This is a genomic window from Sphingomonas mollis (assembly GCF_016427505.1).
Lineage (GTDB): Bacteria > Pseudomonadota > Alphaproteobacteria > Sphingomonadales > Sphingomonadaceae > Sphingomonas > Sphingomonas mollis.
Genome location: NZ_JAELXS010000001.1, coordinates 659,072 through 674,969 on the forward strand (window position 1 = coordinate 659,072; position 15,898 = coordinate 674,969).

The 15,898-nt window shown below is 67.5% G+C and carries 16 protein-coding genes; 6 read left to right on the top strand and 10 right to left on the bottom strand.

Going from position 1 to position 15,898, the window contains the following annotated elements:
• Positions 1–19: 19 nt before the first annotated feature.
• Positions 20–1,675, bottom strand: a complete 1,656-nt coding sequence (gene leuA, locus JAO74_RS03060; RefSeq protein WP_199034850.1) for a 2-isopropylmalate synthase — start codon at positions 1,673–1,675, stop codon at positions 20–22.
• Positions 1,676–1,947: 272 nt separating this feature from the next.
• On the opposite strand from leuA, the gene JAO74_RS03065 reads away from it, so the two are divergent.
• On the top strand, positions 1,948–2,343 hold the full coding sequence (locus JAO74_RS03065) for a BLUF domain-containing protein (protein ID WP_199034851.1): 396 nt from the start codon (positions 1,948–1,950) through the stop codon (positions 2,341–2,343).
• Positions 2,344–2,391: 48 nt separating this feature from the next.
• The gene (locus JAO74_RS03070) at positions 2,392–2,784 is read left to right on the top strand and encodes a BLUF domain-containing protein (protein WP_199034852.1); all 393 of its coding nucleotides are present in this window, start codon (positions 2,392–2,394) and stop codon (positions 2,782–2,784) included.
• A gap of 22 nt (positions 2,785–2,806) precedes the next feature.
• On the opposite strand, the gene JAO74_RS03075 is transcribed toward JAO74_RS03070, so the two are convergent.
• The 5 genes from JAO74_RS03075 to miaA all read right to left on the bottom strand — a co-directional run bounded on the left by JAO74_RS03075 (position 2,807) and on the right by miaA (position 8,190).
• Positions 2,807–3,409, bottom strand: coding sequence for a YceI family protein (locus JAO74_RS03075; RefSeq protein ID WP_199034853.1), 603 nt, complete (start codon positions 3,407–3,409; stop codon positions 2,807–2,809).
• 272 nt (positions 3,410–3,681) lie between these two features.
• Complete coding sequence (ilvC, locus tag JAO74_RS03080; protein ID WP_199034854.1) at positions 3,682–4,701, bottom strand: ketol-acid reductoisomerase; 1,020 nt, start codon at positions 4,699–4,701, stop codon at positions 3,682–3,684.
• 114 nt (positions 4,702–4,815) lie between these two features.
• The gene (ilvN, locus tag JAO74_RS03085; protein WP_199034859.1) at positions 4,816–5,331 is read right to left on the bottom strand and encodes an acetolactate synthase small subunit; all 516 of its coding nucleotides are present in this window, start codon (positions 5,329–5,331) and stop codon (positions 4,816–4,818) included.
• A gap of 119 nt (positions 5,332–5,450) precedes the next feature.
• Positions 5,451–7,196, bottom strand: coding sequence for an acetolactate synthase 3 large subunit (locus JAO74_RS03090; protein ID WP_199034860.1), 1,746 nt, complete (start codon positions 7,194–7,196; stop codon positions 5,451–5,453).
• Positions 7,197–7,266: 70 nt separating this feature from the next.
• Positions 7,267–8,190: a tRNA (adenosine(37)-N6)-dimethylallyltransferase MiaA gene (miaA, locus tag JAO74_RS03095; RefSeq protein WP_199035205.1), complete on the bottom strand. Its 924-nt coding sequence runs from the start codon at positions 8,188–8,190 to the stop codon at positions 7,267–7,269.
• Between miaA and serB the strand changes: the two genes are divergently transcribed.
• The 4 genes from serB to JAO74_RS03115 all read left to right on the top strand — a co-directional run bounded on the left by serB (position 8,189) and on the right by JAO74_RS03115 (position 11,378).
• A complete protein-coding gene (gene serB / locus JAO74_RS03100) occupies positions 8,189–9,064 on the top strand; it encodes a phosphoserine phosphatase SerB (RefSeq protein ID WP_199034861.1) in 876 nt (291 codons plus the stop codon). The genes miaA and serB overlap by 2 nt on opposite strands.
• 61 nt (positions 9,065–9,125) lie before the next feature.
• The gene (locus tag JAO74_RS03105) at positions 9,126–9,836 is read left to right on the top strand and encodes a ParA family protein (protein WP_199034862.1); all 711 of its coding nucleotides are present in this window, start codon (positions 9,126–9,128) and stop codon (positions 9,834–9,836) included.
• A gap of 1 nt (position 9,837) precedes the next feature.
• Positions 9,838–10,362 carry a hypothetical protein gene (locus JAO74_RS03110; RefSeq protein WP_199034864.1) on the top strand — a complete coding sequence of 175 codons (525 nt, stop codon included), beginning with the start codon at positions 9,838–9,840 and terminating at the stop codon, positions 10,360–10,362.
• On the top strand, positions 10,359–11,378 hold the full coding sequence (locus JAO74_RS03115; RefSeq protein ID WP_199034866.1) for a tetratricopeptide repeat protein: 1,020 nt from the start codon (positions 10,359–10,361) through the stop codon (positions 11,376–11,378). The genes JAO74_RS03110 and JAO74_RS03115 overlap by 4 nt, the downstream gene beginning before the upstream one ends.
• 307 nt (positions 11,379–11,685) lie before the next feature.
• Here the strand turns inward: JAO74_RS03115 and JAO74_RS03120 are convergent, their stop codons facing one another.
• From JAO74_RS03120 to JAO74_RS03135, 4 genes are all read right to left on the bottom strand, one after another.
• Positions 11,686–12,909 carry a dihydroorotase gene (locus JAO74_RS03120; protein ID WP_199034875.1) on the bottom strand — a complete coding sequence of 408 codons (1,224 nt, stop codon included), beginning with the start codon at positions 12,907–12,909 and terminating at the stop codon, positions 11,686–11,688.
• Positions 12,906–13,892, bottom strand: a complete 987-nt coding sequence (locus JAO74_RS03125) for an aspartate carbamoyltransferase catalytic subunit (protein ID WP_199034877.1) — start codon at positions 13,890–13,892, stop codon at positions 12,906–12,908. The genes JAO74_RS03120 and JAO74_RS03125 overlap by 4 nt, the downstream gene beginning before the upstream one ends.
• Positions 13,893–14,263: 371 nt before the next feature.
• Entirely contained in the window at positions 14,264–14,722 is a 459-nt protein-coding gene (gene ruvX / locus JAO74_RS03130) for a Holliday junction resolvase RuvX (RefSeq protein WP_199034879.1), read from the bottom strand.
• Between the two features lie 24 nt (positions 14,723–14,746).
• Complete coding sequence (locus tag JAO74_RS03135; protein WP_199034881.1) at positions 14,747–15,856, bottom strand: DUF3089 domain-containing protein; 1,110 nt, start codon at positions 15,854–15,856, stop codon at positions 14,747–14,749.
• Between the last annotated feature and the right edge of the window lie 42 nt (positions 15,857–15,898).

A 15,898-nucleotide genomic window follows, 5' to 3' on the forward strand; every position in this document is an offset into this window, starting at 1 on the left:
GTTCCCTAAAGTGCTGACATCACGCCCGATTGGCGGCGCTCAACACCGCGCGGACGCTGGCGGTGGCGATGTCGCTGTCGAGACCGACGCCGAACACCGTGCGGCCATCGGCGGTGCGGCATTCGACATAGGCGGCGGCCTGCGCATCGGCGCCGTGGCCGATCGCGTGTTCGCTGTAATCCACCACGTCGAGCGTCGGCCCCGTTTCGCCCAGCGCATCGATCACGCCGGAGATCAGGCCGTTGCCGCGTCCCGAGATTGACCGGTCGACGCCATCGACCGACACATGGCCGACGAACAGGCGCTGGCCGGCGGTGCCGGTCTCCTCGTAATCGCGCAGCACGAAGCGGTCGCCGGCGCGGGGGAGGTAGGTCGCCTCGAACCGGCCCCAGATATCGGCGGCGCCGAGTTCGCGGCTGGTTTCGTCGGCCAGCGCCTGAACATGGCGGCTGAAATCGGCCTGCAGCCGCTTGGGCAGCTTCAGGCCCTTGTCCTGTTCGATCACCCACGCGACGCCGCCCTTGCCCGACTGCGAATTGACGCGGATTACCGCTTCGTAGCTGCGGCCGAGATCGGCGGGATCGATCGGCAGATAGGGTACTTCCCACAGGCCATCGTTACGCTGGCCCTGCGCCACGAAGCCCTTCTTGATCGCGTCCTGATGCGATCCGGAGAACGCGGTGAAGACGAGATCGCCGGCATAGGGCGTGCGCGGATGGACGGGCAGGTTGGTGCAATAGGTGACAGTATTCACCACCTCGTCGATGTCCGACAGGTCGAGCCGCGGATCAACCCCTTGCGTGTACAGGTTCAGCGCCAGCGTCACGAGATCGCAATTGCCGGTGCGCTCACCATTGCCGAGCAGGCAACCCTCGACCCGGTCGGCGCCCGCCATCATGCCCAGTTCCGCCGCCGCGACGCCGGTGCCGCGATCGTTGTGGGTGTGGAGCGAGATGACGACGCTGTCGCGGTCGGGGATATTGCGGCCGAACCATTCGATCTGGTCGGCATAGATGTTGGGCGTCGCGCATTCGACGGTGGCGGGCAGGTTCAGGATCAGCGGATGATCCGGCGTCGGGCACAGCACGTCCATTACCGCCGCGCACACCTCGACCGAGAAATCGAGTTCGGCGGTGGAGAAGGTTTCCGGGCTGTATTCGAAGAACCAGTCGGTATCGGGCTGTTTCGCGGCCTCGTCGCGCAGCACCTTGGCGCCGGCGATGGCGATCGCTTTCACCTCTTCGCGGGTCATGCCGAACACGATCTGGCGCCAGGCGGGGCTGACCGCGTTGTAGAGGTGGACGATTGCCGTCTTCGCGCCCTTCAGGCTGGCGAAGCTGGTTTCGATCAGGTCGCGGCGCGACTGGGTGAGGACCTGGATGGTCACGTCATCGGGGATGCGGCCATCGCGGACGAGGCCAGAGATGAAGTCGAATTCGGTCGCGCCGGCGGAGGGGAAGCCGACCTCGATCTCCTTCAACCCCACCTTGCAGAGCAGGTCGAACAGCCGCGTCTTCTTTTCCGCGTCCATCGGATCGATCAGCGCCTGATTGCCGTCGCGCAGATCGGTGGACAGCCAGCGGGGGGCGTGCGTGATCGTGCGTGACGGCCATTGCCGGTCGGGCAGGGCGATGGGCGGGAACGGTCGGTATTTGGTCGATGGATCGCGGAGCATGGTAACTTCCCGGCTTCGCCGCCACGGGTACGAACCCGCGCGGCCATTATGGCGCGTATGGGTGGTCGTCGGCCCTTAGGGAAGTGCGCATGCGTGCACGACCGCCCTAAGGGCGGGTAAGTCGCAGGATCAGGAGAGCCGCACGCATCATCGTGCGCCTCCAATGCCGCCGGTATGGCGATTTGTCCATCGGTGGCGGTGGCCCTCGCGCACTTTTCCTTAACGGCGATGGGTTAGGTCGGGTTCGGCACCAGTTTGCCGAAAGGAGCCGAATGCGCCAGATCGTCTATATCAGCAGCCTGTGCCAGAACGTCGTCGCCGATATTCCGGCGATCCTGGCGACCGCACGGCGCCGCAATGCCGGGCAACTGGTGACGGGCATGTTGTTCTTCGACGGCCGCCGGTTTCTCCACGCGATCGAGGGGGCGGCGGGGCCGGTGCAGCAGATTTTCACCCGTATCCAGGGCGATCCCCGGCATCAGTCGATCCTGATCCTGTCCGATCGCGGGATCAAGCGGCGCGAGTTCGGGGTGGAGGCGATGGCGTATCGCCCGCCGGCGGAATCGGACCTGCCGACGATCGCGCGGATGGCGATCCTGTCGGCGCATGCCTCACCAGCGGCGCGCGATACCTTCGATGCCTTCATGCGGATGCGCCGGGCGGCGTAGGCGGCGTCGAAACAAATCGAGCAGAAACGAAAAGTGAACCAGTAGAAGATGCGCCAGATCGTTTACATCAGCACCCTGCACCGCGACGCCGTGGTGGATATCGACGACCTGATGGCCGTATCGCAACGGAACAACACGCGGCAGCACGTGACCGGCCTGTTGTTCTTCGACGGCAAGCGGTTCCTTCAGGCACTGGAAGGCGAGGAAGCGGCTGTCGAGACGACGTTGGCGCGCATCCGCGATGACGCCCGACATCGCGCCATCGTGATCCTGTCCGACCGGACCGTTGCCGCGCGGGAATTCGGACCATGGGCGATGGCGTATCGCGCATCCGGTGGCGACGAGGGCGAGATCGCCCGGATCGAAGCATTGGTGGCCAACGCGACACCGGCGGTGCGCGCCACGTTCGAAGGCTTTGCCAGGATGCGCCGCGCGGCCTGATACCGCGCGGCGATCCGTCGTCTTACTGGGCGGCGAAGGCGGCGTTGATCGTCAGGTCGACCTTGTCCGATACGACGGGCACGGCCATGCCTAGGCCGAAGTCGTTGCGGCTGATCGATCCGGTCGCACGGAAGCCGAAGTTCAGCTTCTTGCTCATCGGGTTCGCGCCGGCGCCGACGAAATTCGCCTGCAACGTAACGGGCTTGGTCACGCCCTTGATCGTCAGGTTGCCGGTGATGACGGCGCGGTCGCCGGTGGCGCGCACGCCGGTCGATACGAAGCGGGCGGTGGGATTGGCGGCGGCGTCGAAGAAATCCTTCGACTTCAGATGCTCGGTGAAGCGCGGCGAGGTGGTCGACAGCTGATCGACCGCGAAGGTCACGTCGACCTTGGTGTCGTTGGGCTTGGCCGGATCGATCGTGATCGAACCGCCCGAGGCGCCGAACTGACCCTGCAGCATCGAGAAGCCCATATGGTTGACCTGCCACGTCACCTGCGTGTGATTGGCGTCGACCGGGTAGGTGCCGGCGGTGACCAGCGCCTTGTTGGGGGTGCCGGGGGTGCCGGTCTGGGCGAGAAGCGGGGCCGCGATCAGCATGGCGGCGGCGGCGAGGACGAGACGCATCGGAAAACTCCCTGTTGGATGCCGGCCAAGGTGCCGGGCGGAACAGGCTGCGTCAAACGCCGAGGCGGCAACGGTGCGTTTCGTTGGAGAAGTTCGCCGATCCTTACTCTCGCGTCCGTCATCCCGGCGAAAGCCGGGACCTATGGATGCAGCGCAATCATCGGCAGCACGCTACAACTGCCTTCATCGTGACCATGGGTCCCGGCTTTCGCCGGGATGACGGGTGGGGAGAGGGGATGCAGGCGGCACAAACCACCCGCATCCCGTCGCCCTTAGTTCTTCGCCTTGTCGACCAGCTTGTTGGCGCCGATCCAGGGCATCATCGCGCGCAGTTCGGCACCGGTCTTTTCGATCGGATGCGCGGCGGCGAGGCTGCGGGCGGCCTTCAGTTCGGGCTGGCCGGCGCGGTTGTCGAGGACGAAGTTCTTGACGAAGCGGCCGCCCTGAATGTCGGCGAGGACGCGCTTCATTTCCTTCTTCGTCTCGTCGGTGATGATCCGCGGGCCGGTGGTGATGTCGCCGTATTCGGCGGTGTTTGAGATCGAGTAGCGCATGTTGGCGATGCCGCCCTCATACATCAGGTCGACGATCAGCTTCACCTCGTGCAGGCACTCAAAATACGCCATCTCGGGGGCATAGCCCGCCTCGGTCAGCGTCTCGAACCCGGCCTGGATCAGGTGGGTCAGGCCGCCGCAGAGCACGACCTGCTCGCCGAACAGATCCGTCTCGCACTCTTCGCGGAAATTCGTCTCGATGATGCCCGAACGGCCGCCGCCGACGCCGCTGGCATAGGCGAGCGCCACGTCATGCGCGTTGCCCGACGCATCCTGATGAATCGCGATCAGGCAGGGCACGCCGCCGCCCTTAATATACTCGCCGCGCACGGTGTGGCCGGGGCCCTTGGGCGCGATCATGATGACGTCGATGTCCTTGGGTGGCTCGATCAGGCCGAAATGCACGTTCAGGCCATGTGCGAACGCGAGCGCGGCGCCGGGCTTCATGTTGCCCTTCAGGTCCGCGTCCCAGATGCCGGCCTGATGCTCGTCGGGGGCCAGGATCATGAGGATGTCGGCCCAGCCGGCCGCTTCCTTGTTGGTCATGACGGTGAAGCCCGCACCCTCTGCCTTGGCGCGGGTCGCCGAGCCTTCGCGAAGCGCGATCGCCACGTCCTTGACGCCCGAATCGCGCAGGTTCTGGGCATGGGCATGGCCCTGCGAGCCGTAGCCGACGATGGCGATATTCTTGTCGGTGATGAGGTTCAGATCGGCGTCGCGATCGTAATAGACACGCATTGGTATTCCCCTTTGTAGTGAGGGCGTCACCCCAGCGAACGCTGGGGCCTCCCGATTGTTGAGCGTGCCCATGCGGCACGAAACCCCAGCGTTCGCTGGGGTGACGAAATCATGTTACGCCGCGTCGCGGCCGCGGGCGATGGCGACGATGCCGGTGCGGGCGACCTCGACCAGGCCGACCTCGCCCATCAACTCGACGAACTTGTCGATCTTCTGGAACGAGCCGGTCACCTCGAACACGAAGCTGGAGGTGGTCGCATCGACCACCCGGCCGCGATAGACCTCGGCCAGGCGCATCGCCTCGATCCGCTTCTCGCCGACGCCCGCCACCTTCACCAACGCCAGTTCGCGTTCGACATGCTCGCCCTCGACCGTCAGGTCGACGACCTTGTGGACGGGCACCAGCCGGTCGAGCTGGGCCATGATCTGTTCCATCACCGGTGGCGACGCGCTGGTGACGATGGTGATCCGACTGACCGCCTTGTCGTGGGTGATCTCCGATACGGTCAGGCTTTCGATATTATAGCCGCGCGCGGTGAACAGGCCGGCGATGCGGGCCAGGATGCCGGGTTCGTTGTCGACGATCACCGCCAGCGTATGGCGTTCGGCAGGTTCGGGTCTGATGTGCATTTCGATCTCTCTCCCCTCCCGCTGGCGGGAGGGGTCGGGGGAGGGCAGGTTGAAGGGGGCGGCGTTGGCGGACAGGCCCTCCCCTGACCCCTCCCGCAAGCGGGAGGGGAACAGAAAGGTCAGACCAGCGCCTTGGCTTCGTCGTCCATTTCGCCGGACACTTCGTTGGCCTGCAGGATCATGTCGGTATGCGCCGCGCCCGACGGGATCATCGGGAAGCAGTTGGTCAGTTTCGACACTCGGCAATCGACCATCACCGGCCCGTCATAGGCCAGCATGTCGGCGATGCCGGCATCGAGCTGGTCGCGCGTCTCGATGCGAATACCCTTCCAGCCATAGGCTTCGGCCAGCTTCACGAAATCGGGCAGCGATTCGCTGTAGCTTTCGGCGTAGCGCGACGAATAGGTCAGTTCCTGCCACTGGCGGACCATGCCCATATATTCGTTGTTCAGGATGAACACCTTCACCGGCAACCGGTACTGGCCGGCGGTGGCGAGTTCCTGGATGTTCATCTGGATCGACGCCTCGCCGGCGATGTCGATGACCAGCGCATTGGGATTGCCCAACTGCGCGCCGATCGCGGCGGGCAGGCCGTACCCCATCGTGCCGAGTCCGCCAGACGTCAGCCACTTGTTGGGCAGTTCGAAGCCGAAATGCTGCGCGGCCCACATCTGGTGCTGGCCGACCTCGGTCGTGATGATCGGGTCGCGGGCATGCGTCGCCTCCCACAGCGCGCGGACGGCGCGTTGCGGCATGATGTCGGGGCCGACCTCCGGAAAATCGAGGCAGCGGACGGCGCGCCAGCCTTCGATCCGGCGCATCCAGTCGCCCAGATCGGGCCGGGGATGCTGGCGCGATTTCCACACGCGGACCATATCCTCCAGCGCGTGGCCGGCATCGGCGATCACGGCGAGGTCGACGCGGACGTTCTTGTTCACGCTCGACCGGTCGATATCGATATGGACCTTGCGGCTGTTCGGGCTGAACGCGTCGAGCCGGCCGGTGACGCGGTCGTCGAAGCGGCTGCCGACGGCGATGACCAGATCGGCCTCGTTCATCGCCATGTTCGCCTCGTACGTCCCGTGCATGCCCAGCATGCCGAGCCACAGCGGACCGCTCGCCGGATAGGCGCCGAGGCCCATCAGTGTCGAGGTGACGGGCGCGCCGGTCAGCCGGACGAGTTCGCGCAGCAGTTGCGACGCGGCGGGGCCGGCGTTGATGATGCCGCCGCCGGTGTAGAGCACCGGGCGCTCGGCGGCGGCGAGCATGTCGACCACCGTCTCGATCGCCTTCGGATCGGCCTTCACCTGCGGGCGATAGGTCTTGTGCTGGATCGGACCGGGGCGAACATATTTCGCGGTCGCGACCTGCACGTCCTTGGGGATGTCCACGACGACGGGGCCGGGGCGACCCGACGTGGCGATGTGGAACGCCTCGTGGATCACCGCGCCCAGCTTGGCGGGGTCCTTCACCAGATAATTATGCTTGGTGCAGTGGCGGGTGATGCCGACCGTGTCTGCTTCCTGAAACGCATCGGTGCCGATCAGTGCAGTCGGCACCTGACCGGTGATGACGACCATCGGGATCGAATCGAGCAGCGCATCGGTGATGCCGGTGACGGCATTGGTCGCACCGGGGCCTGAGGTGACGAGCACGACGCCGGGCCGACCGGTGGAGCGGGCATAGCCCTCCGCCGCGTGCGTCGCCGCCTGTTCGTGGCGGACGAGGATGTGCTTGATCCGGCCCGAGCGGAACAGCGCGTCGTAGATCGGCAGCACGGCGCCGCCGGGATAGCCGAATACGATCTCGACACCGAGATCGCACAGCGCCTCGACGAGGATGTCGGCTCCGCTTTGCTCGGTCATGGTGTCGCTCCGGTGATGTGAAAGAAGTTGAGGGGGCGCTAGAGCGGTATCCGGTTAACGTCAACCCCTGTCAGGACAATAAAGCATCTATTGATGACGGTATTGAGTCATTTTGTTGCGTGATAATCCATTCAGGTGATGGTTGATTGCGAAACCAAGTGAATTGCCGTTTGGCATAGCGCCGTGTGTCCGATCGCAGCCGTTCCAGCGTCTCCTCATGACTGGCGTGTCCGGCGAGATGATCGGCGATGGCCGCGACCCCGATCGCGCGGCGGACGGGGGCGTCGGGCGATATGTCGTCACGGGTCAGCAGGGCGGCGACTTCGGCGGGGGCGCCGCCGTCCAGCATGATGGCGGCGCGGGCATCGATCGCGGTGAAGAGTTGTTCGCGCGGCGGTAGCAGGCGGATGGCGGCGAGGCGAATGCGGTGGCCGATGCCGCCGCTCAACTGCCGCTGCCAATGGCCGAGCGGATGGCCGGTGGCGCGCACCACCTCCAGCGCGCGGGCGACGCGGGTGGTGTCGGCGGGGGCGAGGCGGGCGGCGGCGGCGGGGTCTTCGGTCGACAATTGGCGATGCGCCTCGGCGACCGGCAGGGCGCGGACGGTGGCGCGGATTTCGGGATCGATGTCGGGGACGGGGGCGATGCCATCCAGCAGGGTGCGCAGGTAGAGGCCGGTGCCGCCGACCAGTACCGGCAGGCGTCCGGCCGCATGGGCTGCGTCGATCGCCGCGGTGGCCTCGGCGGCCCAGCGGGCGGCGGAATAACTGGTGTCGGCGCCGTCGACATGGCCGAACAGGCGGTGCGGGACGCGGGCTTCGTCCTTCGCGGATGGGCGGGCACTCAGGATGCGCAGGTCGCGATAGACCTGGCTGGCATCGGCGTTGATAACGATGCCGCCATGCGCCTCCGCAACGGCGATCGCGGCGGCGGACTTGCCGCTGGCGGTCGGCCCTGCGATGAGCGCCACGCTTGGATGGTCTGGAGATACGATGTTCACGGCGACGCTGATAGCAGGCAATGGCCTGCCCGTGGGAGAGGTGTCCGCCGCAGTCGATCGGCTGACGATGGCGGGCTGCGCGCCCGGTGCCGCCGTGTGGATTGATGCGGGCGAGGCGGTCGACCTGCCGTTCGGGCAGGAGCCGGCGGCGGCGCGGACGGCGCTGGAGGGGCATGGCTTCGACGTGGTCGTGCAGCCGGTCGCGGCGCGGGCCAAGGCGTTGCTGGTCGCTGATATGGATTCGACGATGATTACCGTCGAGTGCATCGACGAACTGGCCGATTATGCCGGCATCAAGGCCGAGGTCGCCGAGGTGACCGAGCGGGCGATGCGCGGCGAACTGGATTTCGAGGGGGCGCTGGATGCCCGTGTCGCTCTGCTCGCCGGACTGGACGAAAGCGCGATCGACCGGTGTCTGGCGGAACGGGTCACGATCACGCCGGGGGCCAGGGAGCTGGTGCGGACGATGCGGGCGCGCGGCGCGCTGGCGGTGCTGGTGTCGGGCGGCTTCACGCGGTTTGCCGAACCGGTGGCGGCGGAGATCGGGTTCGATCGGGCGATCGCCAACCGCCTGTTGATCGAGAACGGCCGGCTGACCGGCAAGGTCGCCAGGCCGATCGTCGGCGCCGCGACCAAGGAAGAGACGTTGCGCAGCACCACCGCCGAGCGTGGTCTGGCGTCGGCCGAGACGTTGGCGGTGGGTGATGGCGCCAACGATCTGCCGATGATCCGGGCGGCCGGGCTGGGCGTGGCGTACCGGGCCAAGCCGATCGTCGCGGCGGCGGCGGCGGCGCGGATCGAGCATGGCGATCTGACCGCGCTGCTGTGGGCGCAGGGGATCGCGCGGCGGGACTGGGTGACGGCTTAACCTGATCTTAGCGAGGGGCATGCGACTCCCGGTCCGAACGGCTTGGGGAGTGAATACAGCTATGCGCGTTCTCGCACTGGCATCGCAGAAGGGCGGATCGGGCAAGACCACGCTGTCCGGTCATCTGGCGGTGCAGGCCCAGCGATCGGGCCATGGTCCGGTCGTGTTGATCGACATCGATCCGCAGGGGTCGCTGGCCGACTGGTGGAACGAGCGTGAGGGCGAATATCCGGCGTTCGCGCAGACCACGGTCGCGCGGCTGGCCGGCGATCTGGAATTGCTGCGGCAACAGGGGTTCAAGCTGGCGGTGATCGATACGCCGCCGGCGATCACGATGGCGATCCAGAGCGTAATCCAGGTCGCCGAACTGGTCGTGGTGCCGACCCGGCCATCCCCGCATGATCTGCGTGCGGTGGGGGCGACGGTCGACCTGTGCGACCGGGCGGGCAAGCCGCTGATCTTCGTGGTCAACGCCGCCACGGCCAAGGCACGGATCACTAGCGAGGCGGCGGTGGCGCTGTCGCAGCATGGCACCGTCGCGCCGGTGATGGTGCAGCAGCGCGTCGATTTCGCCGCATCGATGATCGATGGCCGCACGGTGATGGAGTGCGATCCCAAGAGCAAATCCGCCGCCGAGATCACGGCGCTGTGGACCTATATCGCCGACCGGCTGGAGAAGAATTTCCGCCGTACCGTGTTCGCCGCGCCCTTTGCCGTGGCACCGGCGGCGCGGACCGGCGCCAGTGGCTTCGGCCGTCGCGTGGTGGGTTGAGATGGGGATGCTGGGAACCGCCAAGCCGCTCGCCTCGCTGAGTTCGGGATTGCTGGCGCGCAAGGGTCAGGCGCGGCCGGCGATGCGGCCACAGGGTTTTTCGGAAATGCCGCCGGTCGCGCCGCCGCTGGACGATCTGGGCTGGAACGACATGGGGACCGCGCCGGTGGCGCCGGTCCGGTCGATCGCGCCCGCCCCGACCGCGTCGCCGGCCGTCCTGCCGCCGGTGCTGGTGACTCGGGAGGCGTTGCGGGCGAAGGTGGAGGTGACGCCGGTGTCACTGGCGACCGCGCAGGAGATCAGTCGCGAAAGCGCGACGATGACCGAGAAGGGCAAGGCGGCGTTCACGCTGCGGCTGGACGGCGAGCGGCATCTGCGGCTGCGGCTGGCGAGCGCCGTGGCCAATCGGTCGGCGCAGGGTCTGGTCGCCGATGCGCTGGACATGTTTCTGGAAACCATGCCGATGGTCGAGGCGCTTGCCGTGCAGCTGCCCCTGCCAAAACCGGCGCCGGGGAAAACATCATGAGGGCGCATAAATTCACCGCGGCGGCACTGTCGGCGCTGATGCTGGGCGGGACGATGGTGGGCTGCACCACGACCGGCGCGGGCGGCGTTGCCTCGGCGGGATCGCGGACGATGCCGCATACCGAGGCTGCGGCCTGGGCGAAGCGGGCGACCAAGGCGATGGCGGCGCATGATCCGGCGGCGGTCGATTTCGCCGAGGCGGCGGTCGCGTCGGCGCCGGCGGAGGCTGATTACCGGCTGTTGCTGGGCCAGACGTACCTGCGGGCGGGTCGATTCGTATCGGCGCGCGATGCCTTCCGCGATGTGTTGCTGTTGCAACCGGCCAATGGGCGGGCGGCGCTGAATCTGGCGCTGTCGGAGATCGCGACGGGCGACTGGGCGACGGCGCGGCAGATATTGACGACGTATGACCGCGACATCTCGCCGACCGATCGTGGGCTGGCGCTGGCGCTGGCGGGCGATCCGGCGGGGGCGGTGGCGCTGTTGACGCAGGCCGCGCGGCAACCGGGGGCAGATGCGAAGATGCGGCAGAATCTGGCGCTCAGTCTGGGGCTGGCGGGACAATGGCCGATGGCGCGGGTGATCGCGGCGGCGGACCTGTCGCCGGCCGATCTGGACGACCGGATGCAGCAATGGATCGCCTTCGCGCAGCCGACGTCGGCGTCGGATCAGGTCGCGTCGCTGCTGGGCGTGCGGGCGGTGGCCGATGCGGGGCAGCCGGTGGCGCTGGCATTGGTGAAGCCGGCGGCGACGGCGGTCGCGCTGGCTGCGCCGCCGATCGTCGAGCCGGTCGTTGTGACGGTGGCGGCGGTCAGGTTCGGGCCGCGGCATGAAGTGGTGCAGGATGTGCCGGCTGTCGAGCCGGTGCGGCGGGTGGCCAAGGTGATCCGCCGGGCGGTGCCGGTCGCGGCGGCGCCGGTCGTGACGCCACCGGAGACGCCGGTGGCAGTGCGCTTCGCGCCACGGCAGGAGGTAGTGCAACCCTTGCCCGTCGCTGTGGCCGTTCGGGGCGGATGAGCCCGGAAAGTCGCTAAAGTCACACTCACGGCCGCGCGCGGGCGCGTATGCGCGCGAGGGGCGTGGGCAGTGTAATCGACGGTTTGAAAGATCGGTATTTGAGGGATTACCCTGACTCGGCCCTGTAGGACAGGCCTTATTCCCGTTCGTCCTGAGTAGGGGTTGAGCGCAGTCGAAGACCCGTATCGAAGGACAGGTTGGTGTGCGGAACGGTGCTTCGATACGAACCCTCGATATGCCCCTGCGGGGCTACTCGGTTTCTACTCTGCACGAACGGATAAGGCCTTAAAGACGAACGAATAAGGTCCTACAGTTCGCGACCGCCCTTCCAGACGCGCAAGGCGCGGCCCTGAACGGGCAGGCCGTCGAAGGGGGTGTTGCCGGCCGACGCGAAGGATTCGCCATCGATCTGCCACGGCACGCGGTCGTCGAACAGCAGGAGGTCGGCGGGGCTGCCCCTGGTCAGGGTGCCCGAGTCGAGGCCCAGTACGCGCGCCGGATTGGCGGCGAGCAGCGCGAACAGGCGGTCGAGCGTGACGTGGCCGTCGCGGACCAGCATCAGCGACAGGGGCAGCAGCGTCTCGGCGCCGGCCATGCCGGCGGCGGCGTCGGCGAAGGGGAGGCGCTTTTCCTCCGGCCCGTGCGGATCGTGGCCCGATGCGATGACGTCGATCGTGCCATCGGCGATGCCGGCCAGACAGGCGCGGCGATCCGATTCGTCGCGCAGCGGCGGCGACAGATGGGCGAAGGTGCGGAAATCGCTCATCGCGTTGTCGGACAGGTGCAGATGCGCGGGCGTGATCCCGCAGGTGACGGCGACGCCGCGCCGTTTGGCCGCGCGGATCAGGTCGAGCGCAGTGGCGGTGGTGACCTGCCGGATATGGACGCGGGCGCCGGTTTCCTCGGCGAGCAACAGGTCGCGGGCGACGGCCAGCGCCTCGGCGATGGCGGGGGCGGCGGCGAGGCCGAGCCGGGTAGCGGTTTCGCCCGCCGTGGCGACGGTGCCGGCGACGAGGCCGCCATCCTCGGCATGGGTGATGACCACCAGACCGAGGTCATGGGCATAGGACAGGACGCGCGCCATGACCTGCGCATCGGCGATCCAGCGGCGGCCGATCGCGACGGCCCGTGCGCCGGCGGCCTGACAGAACGCCATCTCCGCCAGTTCCTTACCCGCCAGCGCGCGGGTGGCGGCGGCGAGGGGGTGTATCCACAGATCGGGCTTGCCGACGAGCGCGGCGCGCTGGACGATGCCGGGATCGTCCAGCACCGGCGACTGATCGGGCATCAGCGCGACACGGACGATGCCGCCGCGCCGGCACGCCTCGCGATCGACGCGGAACACGCCGCAATCGACGATGCCGGGGGCGAGCAGCTTGCCGCCGCAATCGACCGTGGTGGCATCGGCGGGCAGATCGCTGATCGTTTCGGCAGAGCCGACCGCGACGATGGCACCGTCGCGGACCAGCAGCGTGCCGGGCACGACGCCGTCCGGCAGGACGAGCCGGGCGTTGGTGAAGGCGATGGTCATGCCCAGCCCTCCACGCCGCGATCGCGCCGGGTCAGCACATCCAGACAGGCCATGCGGACCGCGACGCCCATCGCGACCTGTTCGGTGATCGCCGATTGCGGGCCGTCGGCGACGAGCGAATCGATCTCGATGCCACGGTTCATCGGACCGGGGTGCATGACCAGCGCATCGGGTTTCGCGCGCTTCAGGCGTTCGGGCGTCAGGCCATAACGGAGGCGGAATTCGCGCGGCGAGGGAACATAGCCGCCGTCCATCCGCTCGTTCTGGAGGCGGAGCATCATGACCACGTCGGCACCCTCCAGCGCGGCATCGAAATCGGTGAAGGGGGTCACGAACATCCGGTCGATCGCGGGCGGCATCAGCGTGGTCGGTGCGCAAACGCGGACTTCCGCCGCCAGCGCGGTCAGCGACAGGATATTGGAGCGCGCGACGCGGCTGTGTAGCAGGTCGCCGCAGATCACCACGCGCTGGCCGGCGATGCTGCCCCGGCGACGGCGGATGGTGAGCGCGTCGAGCAGCGCCTGGGTCGGGTGTTCGTGGCGACCGTCGCCGGCGTTGAGGACGGGACAATCGACCTTGTCGGCGATCAGTTTCACCGCGCCCGAACTCATGTGACGGATGACGAGGATGTCGGCGCGCATCGCGTTCAGCGTCTGGGCGGTATCGATCAGCGTCTCGCCCTTCTTCACGCTCGATTGCGCGGCGTGCATGTTGACGACATCGGCGCCCAGCCGCTTGCCGGCGATCTCGAACGACAGCAGCGTGCGGGTGGAGTTTTCGAAGAAGGCGTTGATCTGGGTCAGGCCGGCGAGGCGGGCGTCGCCCTTGGCATGGGTGCGGTTCGCCTCGACCCAGCGTTCCGCCTCGTCGAGCAGGAAGGCGATCTCGTGAGGCTGCAGCCCCTCGATCCCGGTCAGGTGGCGGTGCGGGAAGACGGCGCCGCCGGCGATCATGGCGGCGGGGCGGTGATCGGATGCGGGCATGGTGCGCCGGTTAACCGGGGGCGGGGGGCCGCGCAAGGCTTGGCCCTTCGTCAGCGGCGATCAGCGAGCTGGTCGAGGATCGGTCCGCTGGTCCGGGTGGTAGCGGCGGTGTTGCTACTCTCGCCATAGGGGCCGTCGGTGGAAAGGCGTGTAGGCGTTCGACATCCGGTTCTCCGGCGAAGACGGGGTCCGGTTGGTGGACATTTCCGTTATCTACCGGGATATCCCAACTGGGCCCCGGCCTTTGCCGGGGAACGGGTAGTCGTAACGGCCCGGTTTTGGCGTCAGGCGTGTCCTACGCCGTCAGCCTTGCCGGAAAACCCCGCCGGATGGTTGCGAGAGATGGTGTACTGCGCGGTTGCCGTGATCGGTCAGATCGCGACGAGCGCGTCGATCGCGGCTTGCAGGATATGGGCGGCGGCGAGGTTGTCGATGCGTTCGGCGCGCTTGGCGCGGCTCATGTCCTGTTCGATCATGAAGCGTTCTACCGCGACGGTGGACCAGCGTTCGTCCCACAGCAGTACCGGTGCCAGATCCTGAACATTGCGGGCGAAGGAGCGGGTGGATTGCGACCGCGCCCCCTCGCTGCCGTCGAGGTTGATCGGCAGGCCCAAGACGATGCCGCGGACGTTCTGGGCGGCGATCAGGTCGATCAACTGCGCCTTATCCTTCGCGAACTTGGTGCGGCGGATCAGGAGGGCGGGGCTGGCGAAGCTCCAGCCGGCGTCGCACAGCGCAGTGCCGATCGTCTTGGTGCCGAGATCGAGGCCGATCAGGCGGCCGCCTTCGGGCAGGGCGTCGCGAAAGACGGCGCGGTCGGCGGTTATCATGGCCTGACTATCACAGCTTGAATTTCATGGCTTGAACGCGGCGAGGCGGCGGTTGGCATCGGCGCGGACGTTCGCCCAGAACAGGCTGTAGTCGTACACGTGATAATTGTTGCCGGGCAACACATAGGGGCCGACCGCCGGCCCCTCGCCGATCAACAGGAAGCCGCGCTCGTCGCAGCGGGCGGGCACCTTGCCGGCGGTGATGGCGGCGGTGGCGAGGTCGGCGGCGGGGTAGAGCGTGCCGAGATTCGCGGTGGCGGGCGCAGTGGCGCCGGGCGTGCCGGTCAGCGGATTGGTGCAGATCATCGGCGTGCCGCGCCGGGGCTGGCCATCGAAGCCGGTCGTCTTGTCATAGGTGTCGACGATCAGCGACGGATCGGCGGGTTCGGCAAAGGTCTGCCACGACAGGATGCAGTGTGCCTGATCGGCGGTCGCGCAGTCGGGCAGGCCGAGGCGGGGGAGGTCGGTGGTGCGTGAGATCGGCCAGCCGACGACATAGGCGGCGACGACGCGGCGTTGGAGCTTCGGGTCGGTCGCGATCCGGTCGCGCAGCAGATGCGTCAGGTGGAGCGCGCCTTGGCTGTGGCCGGCGAGGATGATCGGGCGGCGGGGGCCGATCTGGTGAAGGAAGCTGTCGAAGGCCGCCTCCACGTCGCCGTACGCGAGGTTCAGTGCGCGTTCGGCATCGGCGGCGCTGGTCAGGAACGCGCCGAACGTGGCCTGGCGATAGCGCGGTGCCCAGATCTCGCCGGCCTCGTTGAAGGCGCTGGCCTGACCGCGCAGGAACAGCGCGGCGCGATCGTTGGTCTCGGCATCGTCGATCGGCGCGTTCCAGTGATCGCGGCTGACATAGGAGGTGGGGTGGATGAAGAAGACCGCGGCGCCGCCGGGCGTGGCGCGGGTGCTGTAGCCCTCGGGCGTCCAGAGGGCGGGATTGCCGGGCAGGTCGGGGCGGGCGAGCCACATCGCCTTGTCGTCATAGGCATTGCGCGCGACATCGGGCTGGGCGCGGAACTCCTCGCCCGGCACCAGCGTCATGCGGATCAGGTCGTTGCCGAAGAAGCGATAGGCGAAGGCGCCGGCGAGGACGAGGACGATCAGTCCGGCGATGATGTAGAGAAACTTGCGCGCCACTCGCTCACTCCGTGGGTGGTGGCGACCGCCCGTGCCCCAGAG